The following is a 17,836-nucleotide window of genomic DNA, read 5'->3' on the forward strand; positions in this document are numbered from 1 at the left end:
CGGACGCGATGTGTGCTACCCGCTCGTGTGCAGGAACGCGTCCCCGTGCGCATTGATGTGCGCCTCGAGGGTGTTGAGTGCGTCCTGGGTCGCCTGGGGCGAGCCGCTGCCCCGGCGCTCGGCGAAGTACGCGGTGCCCAGCTTTCTCAGCAGCTCGTTGCCGGCGCGGTTCTGCTGCACCTCGTCGACCTTCTGCTTGCCCTGGTTCAGCGCGCTCTGGGCCTGTTCCTTCGCGCGGTCGAGAAACCCTGACATGTGCCACCTCCGTGAGGTCCGTGTCGTAAGGGATCAACGGCGCGGACGGCCGTGGGGTTCCCGTGCCAGGCTGGGGGATATGGGTGAAGAGCGCTACTCGGATGAGCCGCCCGGCGTATCCGGCGCATGCGGTGAAGGCGGCGCATCCGGCGTATGCGACGTGTCCGAGGTATCCGGCGGGTACCGGGAGCGGGCGTCGCGGCTGGCCGGCGCGGTGCTGTGGACCCGCACGGCACCTCCCTCGGCCCGGCCGGTGCTGCCCGACGGCTGTATGGACCTGATCTGGAGCGAGGGCGGCCGGCTGCTGGTGGCCGGCCCGGACACCGGGCCGCATTTCCCGGGAGGTGTCGTCCCCGGAGCCGTTCCTCATGACCTTGAGGGTCCTCATCGCCTGGAGAATCCCCATGGTCTGGCGAGCTCCCACGGCCTGGAGGGCACGGGAGGCGGCCTCTTCGTGGGGCTGCGCTTCGCGCCGGGGCAGGGGCCGGCCGTCTTCGGTGTACCGGCCCATGAACTGCGCAACCGGCGGGTGCCGTTGGCGGACCTGTGGCCCGCCGGCCGGGTACGGGAGCTGGCCGGGCGGCTGGCGGCGGCACGGGAGACGGGCGGCGCGGGCGGCGTCGGCGGCGTCGGCCGTGTCCTGGAGGAGACCGCCGGGGCCCGCCTCCAGGACGCTGAGGTCACCACGGCACGGGGCCGGACCGCAGCCGTCGCCGCGGCACTCGCGCGCGGGCGACCCGTCGCCGAGGTGGCGAGGTCCGTCGCGCTCAGCGAACGCCGGCTGCACCGCCTCAGCCTGGACGCGTTCGGGTACGGCCCCAAGACCCTGACCCGGGTGCTCCGGTTCGTCCGCGCACTCGATCTGGCACGCTCCGGGATGCCCCGCGCACAGGTCGCGGCATGCGCCGGGTACGCGGATCAGGCGCATCTCGCCCGCGAGGTGAAGGCGCTGGCGGGGGCCCCGATGGGGGTGCTGCTCGCCCCGGGTTAGCGTGTCCGTCATGGACTACCAGGCCGTTCTCGAGGAGGTAGCGGCCCACGCCAGGCCGTATGTGCGACAGGGCAGGGTCGCCGACTACATACCGGCCCTGGAACGGGTGTCAGCGGACCGTTTCGGGATCGCGGTGGCCGATATCCACGGCGAGGTCTACGGCGTCGGCGACTGGGAGACCCCGTTCTCCGTCCAGTCCATCTCCAAGGCCTTCTCGCTGGCGCTGGTGATGTCGCAGAGCCACGACGGCCATGACGACATCTGGAAGCGGGTGGGGCGCGAGCCGTCCGGTACGCCGTTCAACTCGCTGGTCCAGCTGGAGGCCGAGGACGGCATCCCGCGCAACCCGTTCATCAACGCGGGCGCGCTGGTGGTCACCGACCGGCTGCAGACCCTCACCGGTGATGCCAGCACCTCGATGCTGCACTTCCTCCGTGAGGAGAGCGGCAACCCGGACCTCGCCTTCGACCAGGCGGTGGCCGACTCCGAGGCCGAACACGGCGACCGCAACGCCGCGCTGGCGCATTTCATGGCGTCCTTCGGCAACCTGGAGAACCCCGTCCCCAGTGTCATCGAGCACTACTTCTGGCAGTGCTCGATCGAGATGAGCTGCCGGGATCTGGCCGTGGCCGGCGGTTTCCTCGCCCGCCACGGGCTGCGCGCCGACGGCCGCCGCCTCCTGGAGGCCCGCGAGGCCAAGCGGATCAATGCGGTGATGCTGACCTGCGGGACGTATGACGCGGCGGGGGAGTTCGCCTACCGCGTGGGGCTGCCCGCGAAGAGCGGTGTCGGCGGCGGCATCATCGCCGTGATCCCGGGCCGCTGCACGCTGTGCGTGTGGAGCCCGGGACTCGACGCCCGCGGCAATTCGGTGGCGGGCGCCGCGGCCCTGGACCACTTCACGACGCTGACGGGATGGTCGGTGTTCTGACGGGCGGACGACCTGGCGCCCTCTGCGCGGGTCCTTCGGCCGTCGGTCCGGCGCCGCCCGTACGCGCCCTTCGGCCGTCGGCCCGGCTCCCCGTTGCCGTTGTGGGCGCCCGGCTGCTGGCGCATCGTGGGCGTAGGAGGTGCACGGCCATGGAGCACGAGATGCGCGCCGAGTACGAGGAAGGCGTCCTGCCGCACGCGGACACGCCGGTGAAGATCTGGCACATGGTACGGCTGGAGGGCACCCTCGCGATGTGCGGGCGCGAGCTGGCACCCGCCGCCGCCACCCAGACGGCCGATGTCTGGGGCACGCCCAAGGGAGAGCCCTTCTGCCACAGCTGCGGCGCGATGTACCTGCGCGAGCACCCCGGGGACATCGGCTAGGGGGTTACGCCCCACTACGGGCAGGTCCCACGACGGATACCCCATGACGGGCACGCCCCACGACGGATACCCCACGACGGGCACGTCCCAGGACAGGCACGTCCCAGGACAGGCACCTCCCACGACGGGCACGTCGCGAGGCGGACAAGGCGGACATGCCGTCCAAGCCCGGGGCGCATCCGACGCGAGCCCTGGGTGCCCCGGGCGCGCCTACGGCAGCGGCGCGAACAGATCGACCCCATGGCCGTCCGGGTCCTGTACGACGGCGTAACGCTGCCCCCAGAAGGCGTCCCACGGCGGTTTCTCGCCCGTGTAGCCGGCGGCGGTGAGTTCCGCGTAGACCGCGTCGACCCCGGCGGGGTCCGCGCACTCGAAGGCCAGCCCCGTCGGCGTGCCGCCCTGCGGCGGCGTCCAGTCAGGGTCGACCGCCCGCGCGGTCTCGTGGGTGTCCCACATCAGCCGCAGACCGCCCGGGAGCTGCGCCTCGGCGTGCGGGGCGCGGTCCGCTTCGGCGGGGACGTCCAGGCCGAGGCGGCGGTAGAAGGCGAGGGCCGCGGCCATGTCGGCCACGACCATGCCGATGGCGGCGAACCGCGGCGTGGACGGTGTGGTGGAGGACGGCGCGCTGGAGGAAGGAGTGCTGGTCATGCGGCGAGCGTAGGGCGCCCGCCGTGCCGCGGTCTTGAACGAATCGGACGTGACGGCGCCCGCCTCACGGGCAGCGGATGACCTGTCCCGCGTACGAGAGGTTGCCGCCGAAGGCGAACAGCAGCACCGGTGCGCCGGAGCTGATCTCACGGCGCTCGACCAGCTTGGACAGGGCGAGCGGCACGGAGGCCGCCGAGGTGTTCCCGGAGTCGACGACGTCCTTGGCGACCACCGCGTTGACCGCGCCGAGCCGTTCGGCGACCGGCTCGATGATCCGCAGGTTGGCCTGGTGCAGCACCACGCCGGCAAGATCGGCGGGCGTGATCCCGGAGCGTTCGCACACCGTGCGGGCGATGGCCGGCAGCTGGGTGGTCGCCCAGCGGTAGACGGTCTGGCCCTCCTGGGAGAACCGGGCCGGCTCGCCCTCGATGCGTACCGCACCGCCCATCTGCGGCACCGAGCCCCACAGCACGGGACCGATCTCCGGCTCGGGCGAGGCGCTGACCACCGCGGCTCCCGCCCCGTCGCCGACCAGCACACAGGTCGAGCGGTCCGTCCAGTCCACGACCTCGGTGAACTTCTCCGCCCCGATGACCAGCGCGTGGGTCGAGGAACCGGCCCGGATGGCGTGGTCGGCGGTGGCCAGCGCATGGGTGAAGCCGGAGCAGACGACGTTGAGGTCCATCGTGGCGGGTGCGTCCAGCCCGAGCCGGGCGGCGACCCGGGCCGCGGTGTTCGGGCTGCGGTCGGTGGCCGTGCAGGTGGCGACCAGCACCAGGTCGATGTCCTGCGGGGCCAGGCCACTGGCGGCCAGGGCCTTGGCCGCGGCGGCGGACGCCATGGCGTCCACGGTCTCGTCCGGGGCGGCGACATGGCGGGTGCGGATGCCGACCCGGCTGCGGATCCAGGCGTCGTCGGTGTCGACCATGGCGGCGAGGTCGTCGTTGGTGAGCACGCCGGAGGGCTGGTAATGGCCGAGAGCCAGGACGCGTGACCCGGTCATGAAATCCCCTGTACGTGGGTGGGCGGTACGTCACCAGTCTCACCCCTCGCTGCCGGCCGGCGGCTGCGTGAACTGCCAATGTTCCGCCGCCAGAACTGGAGACACTTGTCAGAACCCCGGAGATCCACCCCCGGCGACCGGCCCGGTGACCGGGCCCGCGGGCGGCCCGCGGGGAGCGGGGCGCCCGCGGGCGGCGGGGCGGAATCCCGCAGGGGCAGCAGCCCGCCCGATCCAACGGCAGAGCTACCGCGCCCGGGGCGTATTGCTCCGCCCGCGGGCGCGTCCCGCGGGCGGAGCCCGGAGGCCTGCCGCGGCCGGTGCGAGGCAGCTTCCCGCTACCCCGCCAGTGCCCGGAAGCGGCGCAGTCGCAGGCTGTTGCCGACGACGAAGACCGAGGAGAACGCCATCGCGGCCCCGGCGATCATCGGGTTGAGGAGTCCGGCGGCGGCCAGCGGCAGCGCCGCGACGTTGTAGCCGAACGCCCAGAACAGATTGGCCCGGATGGTGCCGAGGGTCGCCCGGGCCAGCCGGATGGCGTCCGCCGCGACGCGCAGATCGCCCCGTACGAGAGTGAGGTCGCCGGCCTCGATGGCGGCATCGGTGCCGGTGCCCATCGCCAGCCCCAGGTCGGCGCGGGCCAGCGCGGCCGCGTCATTGACGCCGTCGCCGACCATCGCGACCGAGCGGCCCTCGGACTGCAGCCGTTCGACGACGGCCACCTTGTCCTCGGGCAGCACCTCGGCGATCACTTCGTCGATCCCGACCTCGGCGGCGACCGCCGTCGCGACGGCGCGGTTGTCGCCGGTCAGCAGGACCGGCGTCAGCCCCAGGGCCCGCAGCCGGCGCACCGCCTCGGCGCTGGTGGGCTTCACCGCGTCGGACACCACCAGCACCGCGCGGGCCGCGCCGTCCCAGCCGACGGTGACCGCGGTACGCCCCTCGGCCTCGGCCGCCGCCTTGGCGGCCGCCAGCCCGGGGGTCAAAAACTGGGCCGCCTGGTTCAGCAACTGCTCGCGGCCCACCAGAACGGTGTGCCCCTCGACCACTCCTCGGACGCCCAGGCCGGGGACGTTCGCGAAGTCCTCGGGGGTGGGAAGGAAACTGCCGGCGGCGGGGAGGAAGCTCTCGGGGGCCGGCCTGGTGGCCGGGGCTGTCCCCGGGGCCGGGCTGCCGTCCGCGGTCCGCTGCCCGGCGCCGGCGACGGCGCCGGCGGCGATGGCACGGGCGACGGGGTGTTCGGAGGCGTGCTCCAGCGCTCCGGCCAGCCGCAGCACCTCCGGCTCCGTGACGCCCTCGGCGAGGTGGACACCGGTGAGCGTCATCACGCCGGTGGTGACCGTGCCGGTCTTGTCCAGGACGACGGTGTCCACCCGCCGGGTCGACTCCAGAACCTCGGGCCCCTTGAGCAGGATGCCGAGCTGGGCGCCGCGTCCGGTGCCGACCATCAGCGCGGTGGGCGTGGCCAGCCCGAGCGCACACGGGCAGGCGATGATCAGGACGGCGACGGCGGCGGTGAAGGCGGCCACCACGCCGGCGCCGGTGGCGAGCCAGCAGCCGAGGGTGCCGAGGGCGAGCGCGATCACGGCCGGGACGAAGACCGCGGAGATCTTGTCCGCCAGCCGCTGGGCCGCGGCCTTGCCCATCTGCGCGTCCTCGACCAGCCGCGCCATCCGGGCGAGCTGGGTGTCCGCGCCGACCCGGGTGGCCTCGACGACCAGCCGGCCGCCCGCGTTGACGGTGGCCCCGATGACGGTGTCGCCGGGGGACACCTCGACCGGAACGGACTCACCGGTGAGCATCGAGGCATCCACGGCGGAGGCGCCCTCCAGCACCTTCCCGTCGGTGGCGATCTTCTCCCCTGGCCGTACGGTGAAACGGTCGCCGGGCTGCAACGCCGCTGTGGGGACCCGGACTTCACGGCCGTCCCGGAGCACGGTGACGTCCTTGGCGCCCAGCTCCAGCAGCGCCCGCAGCGCAGCTCCCGCCTTCCGCTTCGCGCGCGCCTCGAAGTACCGCCCGGCCAGGATGAAGGTGGTGACACCGGCCGCGGCTTCCAGATAGATGCTGCCGCTGCCGTCGGTGCGGGCGATGGTCAGCTCGAAGGGGTGCGTCATCCCGGGCATGCCCGCGGTGCCGAAGAACAGCGCCCAGACCGACCAGCCCAGTGCCGCGAGGGTGCCCATGGAGATGAGGGTGTCCATCGTGGCCGTGCCGTGCCGCAGATTGGTCCAGGCGGCCCGGTGGAACGGCCAGGCGCCGTACGCCACCACCGGCGCGGCCAGGGTCAGCGAGAGCCACTGCCAGTTGGTGAACTGCAGGGGCGGCACCATCGCCAGCAGCACCACCGGGACGGAGAGGGCGAGGGAGATCAGCAGGCGCTGACGGAGCGCGGCGAGCCCGTCGCCGCCGGCCCTGCCGCCCGCCCGGCGTTCCTCCGCCCCTCCGCCCGCCCGGCGTTCCTCCGCCCGGCCGTCCCGGGGGCTCTCCGATCCTCCGTCCGCCTGCCCGGCCGTCGGGCCGTGGCCTTCGCCGCCGGCGGGTCCGGTGGTGCCCGGGGCCGGGGCCGGCGGCTCCGGGAGGACCGCGGTGTAACCGGTGCGCTCCACGGTGGCGATCAGATCGGCGGCCCCGACGCCGCTGCCCTGCGCGACGGTCACCCTGGCCTTCTCGGTGGCGTAGTTGACCGTGGCGGTGACCCCCTCCATGCGGTTGAGCTTCTTCTCGATGCGGGCGGCGCACGAAGCGCAGGTCATCCCGCCGATCTCCAGTTCGACTCCGTGCTCTCCGACCGCGGTCGTCATGGTTGCTCCTCGGTGTGCTGCGCGTGCCCGTGCCCGCCCCCGTGGCAACGATATACCCCCCTAGGGTATTCCTGCGGGTGTCACCGTGTCGCCGGCCCTTCTCCGCCCGCTCTCCGCCCGCTCTCTGTCCTTTCGCCCTCCTTCCGCCCTCCGCCCGCGGCCCTCCCGCGGCCCTCCCGTCGTCCTCCCGGCGCCCTCCCGTCATGCACTCCCCAGCGTCTTCGCCCCGCCGCGCTGCGTGAAACCGCCGCTGCGCCGTATTGCTCATGCGCCCCCGCGGGCCATACTGGCCGGGTGTCGATGATCAGCAACCTCCGCAAGGCCGTCCGGCTGCCGCAGCCGCGCACCCGGGGGGTCGACCTCAGCCACCCGGCGCGTTCGCCGCTCGGCACCGCCGTGGTGAACTGCGCGGTGTACGTGAACGGCGTGCGGCAGGACGGTAATCATCCGGCCGAGGCGGCGATCCGCCGGGTCCGCGAATCCGGCAGTGGATTTGTGTGGATCGGGCTGCATGAGCCGTCCGAGAAGGAATTCGCCGGAATTGTCGAACTGTTCGGGCTCCACCCGCTCGCCGTCGAGGATGCGGTCCACGCGCACCAGAGGCCCAAACTGGAGCGCTACGACGATTCGCTGTTCACCGTCTTCAAGACGGTCCGCTATGTCGAGCACGACCGGCTCACCGACACCAGCGAAGTCGTCGAGAGCGGCGAGATCATGGTCTTCACCGGCACCGACTTCGTGATCACGGTACGGCACGGCGGGCATGGCTCGCTGGGCCCGCTGCGCGAGCAACTGGAGTCCGTGCCCGAGCAATTGGCGCTCGGGCCCTCCGCCGTGCTGCACGCCGTCGCCGACCTGGTGGTGGACGACTACCTCGATGTCGCCGCCGCCGTCTCGATCGATATCGACGACGTCGAGAGCGAGGTCTTCTCCGTGCGCGGCAGCGGCGGGGCCGGCCGGATCTACCAGCTCAAGCGCGAGCTGCTGGAACTCAAGCGCGCGGTGGCCCCCTTGGACCGGCCGATGCGGGAGCTGGCGACCCAGCCGATGGCGCAGGTCGAGCCCCGGATCAAGACGTACTTCCGGGACGTCGCCGACCATCTCGACCGGGTCACCGAGCAGATCACCGCATTCGACGAACTGCTCAACTCCATACTCCAGGCCCATCTCGCCCAGGTCACCGTGGCCCAGAACGAGGACATGCGCCGGATCAGTGCCTGGGTCGCGATCCTGGCGGTGCCGACCATGGTCTGCGGTGTGTACGGCATGAATTTCGACCATATGCCGGAAAAGCGCTGGACGTTCGGCTATCCGCTGGTCATGGGGCTGATAGTGGCTCTCTGCTGGGTGATCCACCGCGGCTTCAAACGGAACGGCTGGCTCTGAGGCCCGTCCTCCGGGGTCCGTCCTCCGGGGCCCGTCCTTTGGAGTCCGTACGGGGAGCACGGTCGGCCGGACCGCCCGCCCCGGGCGCCCGTGAGCCGGTCGGGCGTGCACGCGGGGATGAAGTAAAGAGAAAGTTATGGAAGGTCATGGCGTGTTAAAGGCATGCTGCCGATACGCCGGATAAACATGCTCTGACCAGTTCCCCAGTGGGCGGGTGCTGGCGGCGCCGGGACCTCCGCGCGTCCCCGAACGCGCCCCCGGACGCCGGACCGCGGTCCCCGCCGGTTCTGTGAGGAGAGCACATTGCGGTACGGACAAGCACTGCGTGACGAGATCGCGGCCGAGGGGACGACGCCACTGATCGGCGTCCACGACATGCACTCGGCCTCGATCGCCGCCGCGCACTACAACGGCTTCTTCGTGTCCGGCTTCGGCTTCGCCGCGTCGTACTACGGGCTTCCGGACATCGGGTTCATCGCCTGGCCCGACATGGCCGCCTTCGTGGAGCGGCTGCGCGGCGCCTTCCCCCGCCACCATCTGCTGGTGGACATCGACGACGGCTATGTCGACCCCGAAGTGGCCTGTCATGTGGTGCAGCGCCTGGAGCGGACCGGCGCGACCGGGGTGATTCTGGAGGACCAGAAGCGGCCCCGCCGTTGCGGCCACGCGGACGGCAAGCTGCTGCTGCCGCTGGAGGAGTACCTGGAGAAGCTGAACCTGGTGCTGGCCAGCCGTACCGATCTGCTCGTCGTGGCCCGTACGGACGCCACGGAGGAGGACGAGATGCTGCGGCGGGCGGCGGCGCTGGCCGGGACCGACGCGGATGTGGTGCTCGTCGACGGGGTGCGCAGCGTCGAGGGGATCCGCAGGATCCGCGCGGTCCTCGGCACCAAGCCGTTGCTGTTCAACCAGATCGCGGGCGGGAAGTCCCCACGGCTCTCGCTGACCGAACTGACCGAACTCGGCGTCGATGTGGCCATCTACAGCACCCCCTGCCTGTTCGCCGCGCACCGGGCGATGGAGACCGCGATGGCCGAGCTGAAGTACGCGGACGGGCGGCTGCCCGCCACCGGGGGCAGCGGCGGCGAGATCGGGGTCAAGGAAGCCACCGAACTGCTGGCCCGGAACATCAGCCGGCACCACCCCGTACGGGAGACCGTTCCGGTGTGACCCGCGGTGCGGGGTGCCCCGGCACGTCCGCCCCGCTCCACCCCCGCGGCCACCGGTCCCCCGTCCCGCTCCGCTGTACCCCGGGGCCACCGGTGCCCCGTGCAGCGGCGTCCCGCACGCAGGGTTAGCCTGAGGTCGGCGATGATCTCGGGAGAGATATGGACGAGCGAGGCCGGCCGGCGGCACCCTGGAAGGGGCAGTGGCCGGTGATCGGCGTGGTGGCGGCGGGCGGCGCGCTCGGCGCCACGGCCCGTTACGGCGCCGCGGTGCTGTGGCCCACGGCCAACGGCGCCTTCCCCCTGACCACGTTCACCGTCAACGCCGCCGGCTGTGTGCTGATGGGTGTCCTGATGGTGGTCATCACCGAGGTCCGCGCGGCCCACCGGCTGGTGCGCCCCTTCCTCGGCACCGGCGTCCTCGGCGGCTTCACCACCTTCTCCACCTACGCCGTCGACATCCAGCGGCTGGTCGCCGCCGGGCGGGTGGCAGCGGCTCTGGCCGCTCTCGTCGGCACCGTGCTCGTCACCGTCGCGGCCGTGTGGGCCGGGGTGACCGGCACCCGGGCACTTCTCCAACTGAGGCGGCGGACGGCATGACACACGGCACGGCACAACCGGGCGGCGCCCCCGCGCTGCGGCTCACGGTCCTCGTCGGCGAAGAGGACGTATGGCACCACAAACCGCTCTACGCGGAGATCGTGCACCGCGCGCGCCATGCGGGACTGGCCGGGGCCGGCGTCTTCAGGGGGATCGAGGGCTTCGGCTCCTCCGGCATCGTCCACACCCAGCGCCTGCTGTCCCTGAGCGAGGAGCTGCCGGTGGCGATCGTCGTCGTCGACACGGAGGAGCGGGTGCGGGCCTTCCTCCCGCAACTGGACGAACTTCTCACGGACGGCGGGCTGGTGACCCTCGACCCGTGCGAGATGATCTCCTACCGGCGCACGGGAGGTACGGGAGGTACGGGCGCCGGGGAGGGCGGACGCGGGTGAACTGGCTGCTGGTGGTGGCCGGTGCCATGGTCGGGGCGCCGCTGCGCTTCCTCACCGACCGCTATGTGCAGTCCCGCCACGATGCCGTCTTCCCCTGGGGCACCTTCACCGTCAACGCCGTCGGCTCCCTGATCCTCGGCCTGCTGACCGGCGCGGCCTCCGCGGGCGCCGCTTCCTCGCACGTCCAACTGCTGATCGGCACCGGGCTGTGCGGTGCCCTGACGACCTACTCGACCTTCTCCTACGAGACGCTCCGGCTGGCCGCGGACCGGGCCAGGGCGAGTGCGGTGGCCAATGTCGTGGGGACCGTGGCGGCCGGACTGGCGGCGGCGTTCGCCGGAGTGGCCGCCGGCCAGGCGATCTGGGGCTGACGCCCCTCCGGTCGCCGCGGGCAGACGAAAACGGTGGGGCTCCCTGGGAGCCCCACCGCACGGACGGTGCAGGAGAGACGAGGGCTGGTGGGGTACGAGTGCCGACCGCCAGGTCCCGGCTCTCGACAGCCCCCTGCCGTGCGGCTTCCGACCACCGTCAGCTCGGTCGAATCCGCCGGCCACCGCCGAACTTCGTTACGTCACAAGGCCCGTGGGGTACGTCAGGAGGCCTTGCCGAAGTGGACGCCCGCCAGGCCGTTGGCCCAGAGCTGCTCCACCTTGGCGCTCTCGTTCGCGTCCGGCTGGGTGTTCTGGCAGGACGTGCCGGGGCCGCCGCCCGACATCAGCTCGCTGCACGGGCCCTCGTAGTGGTCCGGCAGGCCCAGCACATGGCCGGTCTCGTGCGCGGCCACCCGGGTGGAGTTGTACTCCTGGTTCTGCTGGTAGTCCAGGAAGACATAGCCCTTGCCGTGGCCGTCGGTGCTGGCGTACGAGCCGCGCGGGTCGTTGCCCTCGCGGTACTGGAAGTCGCCGCCGCTGCCCGCCTGCAGCTTCACGTTCGACACGGCGCTGTTCCAGATCGACGCGCTCTGGGCTATCTGGTTCGCGAAGGTCGGGGCCGCGCCGGCGTCGTAGGTGACGGTCACCGATGCGGCGTCCGGGTGCGCCTTCAGCTTGGCCTTGGCCGACTTCACCACTGCCTCGAAGAACGCCTTGGTGTCGGCCTTCTCGGCCGCCGAGCCGTTGTAGGCCGCGATCGAAGCGGGGGTGCTGTGGGAGGAGTTGGCGGGGGAGGGGGAAGCTGCCGAAACCGGCGCCGCGGCTGCGAGCGCGGCGACGAGGCCCAGACCGAGCGCCGCCGACAGCGCCGTCTTGGGAGATCTCATGTGGGGGCTCCTTTGACTCCGAGAGCCGTACGGTCGCCGTGTGGGGCGGCGACCGGGGCCCTGCGGATTTCTTGGTGCCGTTGAGTCTGGACGGAGTTCACCCGGAAGACAGAGATGCCAGGTGGCGATAGCACCGGCCAATACCCCGGAAAAAAGAGCGCGTTCCGGCAGGTTTGAGAGTCTGGTGTGACGTATGCCTACGTCGTTATGCTCCGGACGTGGAGCTCGAGGTAAGGCATCTTCGCGCATTGTGCGCCATCGCGGACTCCGGCAGCGTACGCAAGGCGGCCCGGCAGCTCGGCATGACCCAGCCTTCCCTGACGACCCAGCTCCACCGCATCGAGAAGGCCCTGGGTGGCCAGCTCTTCTTCCGCGAACCGACCGGCAGCCGGCCCACGCCCCTGGGGCATGCGGTGCTGTGCCGGGCCCGGCCGATAGTGGCCGAAATGCGAGCACTTATTGACGAGGTTGCCTCGGCCTCGCACCGCGACCAGGGCACGCGGCTGCACATCGGCAGCACCAACAGCCCCGCGGTCGCCGGGTGGCTGCGCCGGCTGCGGGTGCGGCTGCCGGACACCGACACCACGATAAGAACCGATGTGTCCGCCAATGCGCTGCTTCACATGGTCGCGACGGGACAGCTCGACGCCGCCTTCGTCCACGAGGTCGAGGGCGCGCCCCTACGGGTCCCCGACGGGCTGGTCGAGCATGAACTCATCGCCAGGGAACCGCAGTTCATTGCCGTGGGGGCCACTCATCCCGCGGCCGGGCGGACGGTGATCCGGGTGTCGGACCTCGCGGACGACCAGTGGATGGTCGACCCGACCGTGGACGGCGAATGGGCGGGACTGCGCCGCATCTGGGCCGCGGCCGGTATCAACCCCCGTGTCGTGCACGGCGACTACCTCACCACGGTGGATCTGGTCACGGCCGGCGAAGTGGTCACCCCCTGCCAGCCGACCGCGCGCTCCCGGCACGGCATGGCGATCCGCCCCCTGTACGGCGACCCGCTGGCCGTCCGCCTCTTCATGGCCTGCCGCCAGGAAGGCGCCCCCGCCGCTTCCGCCGACGACCTGTTCGCCGACCTGACCGCCTCGTACATGGAGACCGCCTGGGCGAGCGAGGCCTACCGGGCCTGGCTGGTGCAGCACAACGGGCCGCTGCCGGTGGGGCGGTAGGGAGACCCGGGGGCGGCCCGGAGGCGTGAACTCCGCGTCGGGATACGCTTCTTATTTTCCTTTTATGATTGCTTCATAGTGTTTCTTCATGGTGATCAAACGTATTGCTGCCGGAGTCGGCGTGCTGATGGCGATGACCTTGGCGGGGGTCGCCGCGGCCGCCCCGGGGCCGCACAAGACCGCCGTTCCGGTGTCCCACAAGAAGGCGGCGGCGAATTACTTGTACGCCTCGATCGGTGATTTCGACACCACGGTGAAACCGCTGATGGACCGCCCGGACATCGCCGGGGCGCAGGTGGTGGTGCCGTGGAAGGCGCTCGAACGGAAGAAGGGCCAGTATGATTTCTCGTCGATCGACGAGGCTCTGAACTATCTGCGGCCGCGTCACAAGAAGCTGGTCGTCCAGATCCAGGACCGGTTCTTCACGTCGGAGTGCAGGCTCCCTGGCTACCTGCTGACCGATCCGGAGTACAAGGGCGGCGCGGCTGTGACGAAGAACGACAGCGGCCTCGGCCCCGGTGAGCCCGGATCGATCGCGGCGCAGTGGAATCCGCAGGTGCGGGGCCGTTTCCAGCATCTGCTGAAGGCGCTGGCGCAACGGTTCGACGGTCGTCTGGCCGGGGTGAACCTTCCGGAAACCGCCACCGGAGTGGACACCGGCAAGGACCGCACCGGGTACACGAACGATGCCTACTTCCATGCAGAGCTCGACAACATGGCCTACGGGAAAAAGGTCTTCACCAAGACGCCGTTCATTCAGTACGTCAACTTCTGGCCAGGTGAATGGAACAACGATCACAACTACATGGGGCGAACCTTCGAATTCGCAAAATCCCACGGCATCGGCCTGGGCGGTCCTGACATCCTGCCGAACCGTCCGGCGCAGCTGGAGAACTCCTACCCGTTCTTCAAGCGTTACCGAGGAAAGCTGCCGCTCGTAGCCATGGCCGTACAGGAACCCGACTTCGAATACACCAATCCCAAGACAGGAAAGCCGTACACCCGTCAGGAGTTCACGGACTTCGGCACGAACACCCTGGGCGCCGACACCATCTTCTGGGCCACCAGCTCGCCCTGGCTGCATCAGTGACCCACCGCTGCGTCACCGAGGCCGTCGCGATCCTCGCCCTTCGCGCGCCCACGCCGGCCGAAGCGGTCGCGGCCGGGCGGCCGCCTCCCGCGGGTCCCGCCGGACCTGCCCGGCCACGCCCGGACCCGCCCGGCCACGCCCGGACCTGCCCCGGCCACGCCCGGGCCCGCCGGACATCCGGCTGACCGGCTGGACCGGCTGCACCGGACACCCGGGCTCTTCGGCCAACAGCGTGAAGGCGGCCCCCGGTCTGCCGTGCGCCGTCCCCGTGACGGCGGGGATGTCCGAAACTGGGCTGTCCGAAGGCCGACGAGGCCGAGCCCTGGAGAGACCCCGTGGACGGCACCTTTTCCCTGGTCCTGCTCCTGCTGTTCCTGTGGTGCCTGTGTTCGCGGCGGATGGAGCGCTACGAGCTGACCGCTCCCGCCGCCTTCGTCCTGCTGGGCCTGCTGCTGGGCGAGGGCACCGGGGTCCTCCACCTCCCCCTCCCGCACGAGACGGTCAAGCTGCTCGCGGAGATCACCCTGGTCTGGGTGCTCTTCACCGACGCCGCCCGGCTCTCCTTCCGGGCCCTGCGCCCGGAGCTCGGCCTCTACGGACGGCTGCTGGGGATCGGGCTGCCGCTGTGCGTGGCCCTCGGCACGGCGCTGGCGGCCGCCCTGCTCCCCGGTGTCTCCTGGTGGGCCGCACTGTACGTCGGGGCCGCGCTCGCTCCGACGGACGCCGCGCTCGGCGCCACGATGATGGTCAACCCGGTCGTCCCCGCGAAGATCCGCCGGCTCATCAACGTCGAGAGCGGCCTCAACGACGGCATCGTCACGCCCCTGGTGGTGCTGGCCCTGGCCGGGGTGTCCGCGGCCGAGCACACCGCCCCGCCGGACGCCACCGGCCATGCCGTGATGCAGCTCGCCGTCGGTGCGGCGTACGGCGCGGTGGTCGGACTGGCCGCCGGACGGCTGCTGCGGACCACGCTCCGCAACGGCTGGGCGGCCGAGGACTTCGCCGGTGCGGGCGTGCTGGCCCTGGCCCTCCTCGGCTACACCTCCGCGCTCGCGCTCGGCGGCAACGGGTTCATCGCCGCCTTCGTCGCGGGCCTGGCCGTCGGATCGACGCACGGTGCGCCGCAGCGGGTGCTCCTGTACGTCGAGCAGTCCGCCGCACTGCTCTCCGTACTGGTCTGGCTGGTTTTCGGCGCCCTCCTGCTGCCGGCGGTGTTCGACCACCTCACCTGGCAGAGCGCGGTCTACGCCGTACTGAGCCTCACGGTGATCCGGATGCTGCCCGTGGCGCTGTCCCTGATCGGGAGCGGACTGGACCTCAAAACGGTCCTGTTCGTGGGCTGGTTCGGCCCCCGTGGACTGGCCTCGATCATCTTCGGCCTGCTGGCGGTCGAGGAGCTGGCGGCCCCCGACGCCCGAGCGGTGGTGCCGGTGGTCACCCTCACCGTCCTGCTCAGCGTCCTCGCCCACGGCCTCACCTCCGCGCCCCTGGCGAACCGCTACGGCAAAGCGGCCGCAGCCAAGGGCATCGGCCCGGCCGGCATCACCGCGGACGAACTCCCGGTCAGGGGCATGGCGGCGGGCGGTCTGCACCACGGCCATGGCCGGCGCCGGGGCGGCCCGGCACCGTCGTGAACGCCGCGCCACTTGCCTGCATTTCCACAACGGCCGTGTGCAAGCCGATATCCACGTGATCAAGATAACGTCGCAGACCGGCCATGGCCGAAAAAGCCGAGCCGTAGACGTTCGGGCAGGCTCCGGCAAGAAGCCATCTCCGTGCGGAATGTGATGCTCTGTTTCCCGCCGGCGGAATGAAAGCCGCTGGATGGCAGTGGAAAGGATGAAGGCTCCTCCGTTTTGTGCGCTCGTGGAGTCGTCGTTCCCTTTCCTGCCGCCGGCCGGGAAAAGAGGGTCGGGATGGGGTATTCGGAGGCGGATTGAGACCGAAACTTGCTGGTGGGCGACCGTTGGCCCAGTGAAGGACAGTTGTCGATGAGCTTCGCAGCGAAGTAGAATAGGCTTCTTGCCTCCCCCGGTCAGCGTGGAATTCGCGCCTCTTCGGCGATCCGCACCGCACAACAGCCGGCCCGGTAGCTCTCCTTCTGTCCATAGGCCGCTGACTGCTGTCCGCGCTGTTCTCCCGGGGTCCTGAATACCGTCATGAATTTTCCTTTGGCCTTTCGCCGGTGCCGCCTGCCCGTCTGGCTGATCCCGATGGTATGGACCCTCGCCCTCGGCCTGTGGGGGCTCTCCCGGCAGCACAGTGTGTGGCGGGACGAGGCCGCCACCTGGCAGGTGGCCCAGCGGACCGCGGGGGAGATCTGGCACATGCTGGGCCAGGTCGATGTCGTACACGGCCTCTATTACCTGTTGATGCACGGCCTCTTCGGACTTTTCGGGCCCGGTACCACGACCCTGCGGCTGCCGTCCGTACTGGCCATGGCGGTGGCGGCGGCCTGTGTGATGGTCATCGGCCGGCGGCTGGCCGGGACCTGGGCGGGGTTAGGGGGAGGGCTGGCGTTCGGCCTGCTCCCGGCCGTGCAGTTCCATCTCCAAGAGGGCCGCCCTTATGCACTGGTCGCGGCCGGGGCCGCGATCTCGACACTGCTGCTCGTGAGCGTGCTCGTGGGACGCGGCAGGGCGATCTGCTGGGCCGCGTACGGCGGAACGGTCCTGGTGTGCGGGCTGCTGAACTGGCTGTCGCTGCTGATTCTGCCCGCGCACCTGGCAACCCTGGCCTGGGCAGGGGCCCGTCGCGGGATATGGATACGATGGGCGGCTTCCTCGGCGACCGCCGTCGCCTGTGTACTGCCGCTGATCCTCTTCAGCCGGGGCCAGTCCGACCAGGTCTCCTGGATACCGCCCCTGACCTGGCACATGATGATCGGCCCGGCCGTCCTGCTGGCGATCGGCGGCCTCGGAGCCCTGCTGGACCGGCCGCAGGCAGGCCGGCTGTCGGCGGCGGTCGTCGGACTGCCACTGCTGGCGGTGCCGCAGATTGGCCTGATCGGGCTCTCCCTGGCCCAGCCGCTGTATGTGGACCGGTACATATTGTTCAGCATGCTGGGGCTGGCGCTGCTGATCGGGGCCGGACTGGCTGCAGCCGTACGGTCGGCCGCGCCACGGTTCCCGCGCGCATCTTTGTGGATCCTGCCCGTTGCGTTCGCCGTGGCGATGGCGGCACTGGCGCCGCAAGCGCTGGCCGAGCGCTCTCCGGACAGCCGGGTGGACGACGTCCTGGCAGTGGCAGCGGAGGTGCGGCGGCTCAAGGAGGCCGGCGCTGCGGTGCTGTTCATACCGGCGGCGCGCCGCGACACCGCGTTGGTCTCCCCCGATGCCTTCACCGGACTGCGGGACATCGCTCTCATGGAGGGTCCAAAGGAGTCGGGGACCTTGAAGGGGGTGGAGGCCGACCCGGCACGGATACGGGCTGCGACAGCGGCCCAGCGACGGGTCCTGCTGGTCACCGACGCAACGGGGCCGGCGAAAGCGGTGTCGGCGGAGCGGGACAGGGCGAAGGCCTCCGTGCTGAAGGAGTACTTCACGGTGGTGTCGGACCAGCAGGTACGCGGCCGGCGGGTGACGGTGTACGAGCGGCTCGGACCAGGTCGGCGAAGCCGGCGGTGAGGAAGCCGGCGGGGGCTTTTCCCGCCCCAGGGGCCGCGAAGAAGACCGCACCCGCCCCGTCACGGGCGCCCTGCCGGGCGGCGTGCGGAGCGGGTGCGGACAGTGAAGCGGTGACCGGCGAGAACGCG

17 protein-coding genes are annotated in these 17,836 nt (G+C 71.2%); 12 read left to right on the forward strand and 5 right to left on the reverse strand.

Annotated features, from left to right (window positions below; genetic code table 11):
- Nucleotides 1–15: 15 nt before the first annotated feature.
- Nucleotides 16–255, reverse strand: coding sequence for a hypothetical protein (locus tag ACGFR7_RS06540; protein WP_393313795.1), 240 nt, complete (start codon nucleotides 253–255; stop codon nucleotides 16–18).
- Nucleotides 256–415: 160 nt separating this feature from the next.
- Between ACGFR7_RS06540 and ACGFR7_RS06545 the strand changes: the two genes are divergently transcribed.
- The 3 genes from ACGFR7_RS06545 to ACGFR7_RS06555 all read left to right on the forward strand — a co-directional run bounded on the left by ACGFR7_RS06545 (nucleotide 416) and on the right by ACGFR7_RS06555 (nucleotide 2,560).
- Nucleotides 416–1,246, forward strand: a complete 831-nt coding sequence (locus tag ACGFR7_RS06545) for a helix-turn-helix domain-containing protein (protein WP_393313798.1) — start codon at nucleotides 416–418, stop codon at nucleotides 1,244–1,246.
- 10 nt (nucleotides 1,247–1,256) lie between these two features.
- The gene (locus ACGFR7_RS06550; protein WP_393313801.1) at nucleotides 1,257–2,177 is read left to right on the forward strand and encodes a glutaminase; all 921 of its coding nucleotides are present in this window, start codon (nucleotides 1,257–1,259) and stop codon (nucleotides 2,175–2,177) included.
- Nucleotides 2,178–2,326: 149 nt separating this feature from the next.
- Entirely contained in the window at nucleotides 2,327–2,560 is a 234-nt protein-coding gene (locus ACGFR7_RS06555; protein WP_393313803.1) for a hypothetical protein, read from the forward strand.
- A gap of 210 nt (nucleotides 2,561–2,770) precedes the next feature.
- On the opposite strand, the gene ACGFR7_RS06560 is transcribed toward ACGFR7_RS06555, so the two are convergent.
- From ACGFR7_RS06560 to ACGFR7_RS06570, 3 genes are all read right to left on the reverse strand, one after another.
- On the reverse strand, nucleotides 2,771–3,208 hold the full coding sequence (locus ACGFR7_RS06560) for a VOC family protein (protein ID WP_393313805.1): 438 nt from the start codon (nucleotides 3,206–3,208) through the stop codon (nucleotides 2,771–2,773).
- Between the two features lie 64 nt (nucleotides 3,209–3,272).
- A complete protein-coding gene (locus ACGFR7_RS06565) occupies nucleotides 3,273–4,211 on the reverse strand; it encodes a beta-ketoacyl-ACP synthase III (RefSeq protein ID WP_350253850.1) in 939 nt (312 codons plus the stop codon).
- A 335-nt stretch (nucleotides 4,212–4,546) separates the two neighbouring features.
- Nucleotides 4,547–7,012: a heavy metal translocating P-type ATPase gene (locus ACGFR7_RS06570; protein ID WP_393313808.1), complete on the reverse strand. Its 2,466-nt coding sequence runs from the start codon at nucleotides 7,010–7,012 to the stop codon at nucleotides 4,547–4,549.
- Between the two features lie 300 nt (nucleotides 7,013–7,312).
- Between ACGFR7_RS06570 and ACGFR7_RS06575 the strand changes: the two genes are divergently transcribed.
- The 5 genes from ACGFR7_RS06575 to crcB (ACGFR7_RS06595) all read left to right on the forward strand — a co-directional run bounded on the left by ACGFR7_RS06575 (nucleotide 7,313) and on the right by crcB (ACGFR7_RS06595) (nucleotide 10,927).
- Entirely contained in the window at nucleotides 7,313–8,398 is a 1,086-nt protein-coding gene (locus ACGFR7_RS06575) for a magnesium and cobalt transport protein CorA (protein WP_393314241.1), read from the forward strand.
- Between the two features lie 303 nt (nucleotides 8,399–8,701).
- On the forward strand, nucleotides 8,702–9,568 hold the full coding sequence (locus ACGFR7_RS06580; protein ID WP_393313810.1) for an oxaloacetate decarboxylase: 867 nt from the start codon (nucleotides 8,702–8,704) through the stop codon (nucleotides 9,566–9,568).
- 158 nt (nucleotides 9,569–9,726) lie between these two features.
- Nucleotides 9,727–10,164, forward strand: a complete 438-nt coding sequence (gene crcB / locus ACGFR7_RS06585; protein WP_393313813.1) for a fluoride efflux transporter CrcB — start codon at nucleotides 9,727–9,729, stop codon at nucleotides 10,162–10,164.
- Nucleotides 10,161–10,556 carry a DUF190 domain-containing protein gene (locus ACGFR7_RS06590; RefSeq protein ID WP_393313816.1) on the forward strand — a complete coding sequence of 132 codons (396 nt, stop codon included), beginning with the start codon at nucleotides 10,161–10,163 and terminating at the stop codon, nucleotides 10,554–10,556. Before crcB (ACGFR7_RS06585) ends, ACGFR7_RS06590 begins: the two co-directional genes overlap by 4 nt.
- Entirely contained in the window at nucleotides 10,553–10,927 is a 375-nt protein-coding gene (gene crcB / locus ACGFR7_RS06595; RefSeq protein WP_393313819.1) for a fluoride efflux transporter CrcB, read from the forward strand. The genes ACGFR7_RS06590 and crcB (ACGFR7_RS06595) overlap by 4 nt, the downstream gene beginning before the upstream one ends.
- 221 nt (nucleotides 10,928–11,148) lie before the next feature.
- On the opposite strand, the gene snpA is transcribed toward crcB (ACGFR7_RS06595), so the two are convergent.
- Nucleotides 11,149–11,814: a snapalysin gene (gene snpA / locus ACGFR7_RS06600; RefSeq protein WP_393313822.1), complete on the reverse strand. Its 666-nt coding sequence runs from the start codon at nucleotides 11,812–11,814 to the stop codon at nucleotides 11,149–11,151.
- Between the two features lie 218 nt (nucleotides 11,815–12,032).
- Here snpA and ACGFR7_RS06605 point away from each other — a divergent pair, with 218 nt between their 5' ends.
- From ACGFR7_RS06605 to ACGFR7_RS06620, 4 genes are all read left to right on the forward strand, one after another.
- Nucleotides 12,033–12,992, forward strand: a complete 960-nt coding sequence (locus ACGFR7_RS06605) for a LysR family transcriptional regulator (RefSeq protein WP_393313825.1) — start codon at nucleotides 12,033–12,035, stop codon at nucleotides 12,990–12,992.
- A gap of 88 nt (nucleotides 12,993–13,080) precedes the next feature.
- Complete coding sequence (locus ACGFR7_RS06610; RefSeq protein WP_393313827.1) at nucleotides 13,081–14,082, forward strand: hypothetical protein; 1,002 nt, start codon at nucleotides 13,081–13,083, stop codon at nucleotides 14,080–14,082.
- A gap of 335 nt (nucleotides 14,083–14,417) precedes the next feature.
- Complete coding sequence (locus ACGFR7_RS06615) at nucleotides 14,418–15,716, forward strand: cation:proton antiporter (RefSeq protein ID WP_393313830.1); 1,299 nt, start codon at nucleotides 14,418–14,420, stop codon at nucleotides 15,714–15,716.
- A 525-nt stretch (nucleotides 15,717–16,241) separates the two neighbouring features.
- On the forward strand, nucleotides 16,242–17,708 hold the full coding sequence (locus tag ACGFR7_RS06620) for a hypothetical protein (RefSeq protein ID WP_393313833.1): 1,467 nt from the start codon (nucleotides 16,242–16,244) through the stop codon (nucleotides 17,706–17,708).
- The last annotated feature ends 128 nt before the right edge of the window (nucleotides 17,709–17,836 follow it).

This window comes from Streptomyces sp. NPDC048516 (assembly GCF_043199875.1).
Lineage (GTDB): Bacteria > Actinomycetota > Actinomycetes > Streptomycetales > Streptomycetaceae > Streptomyces.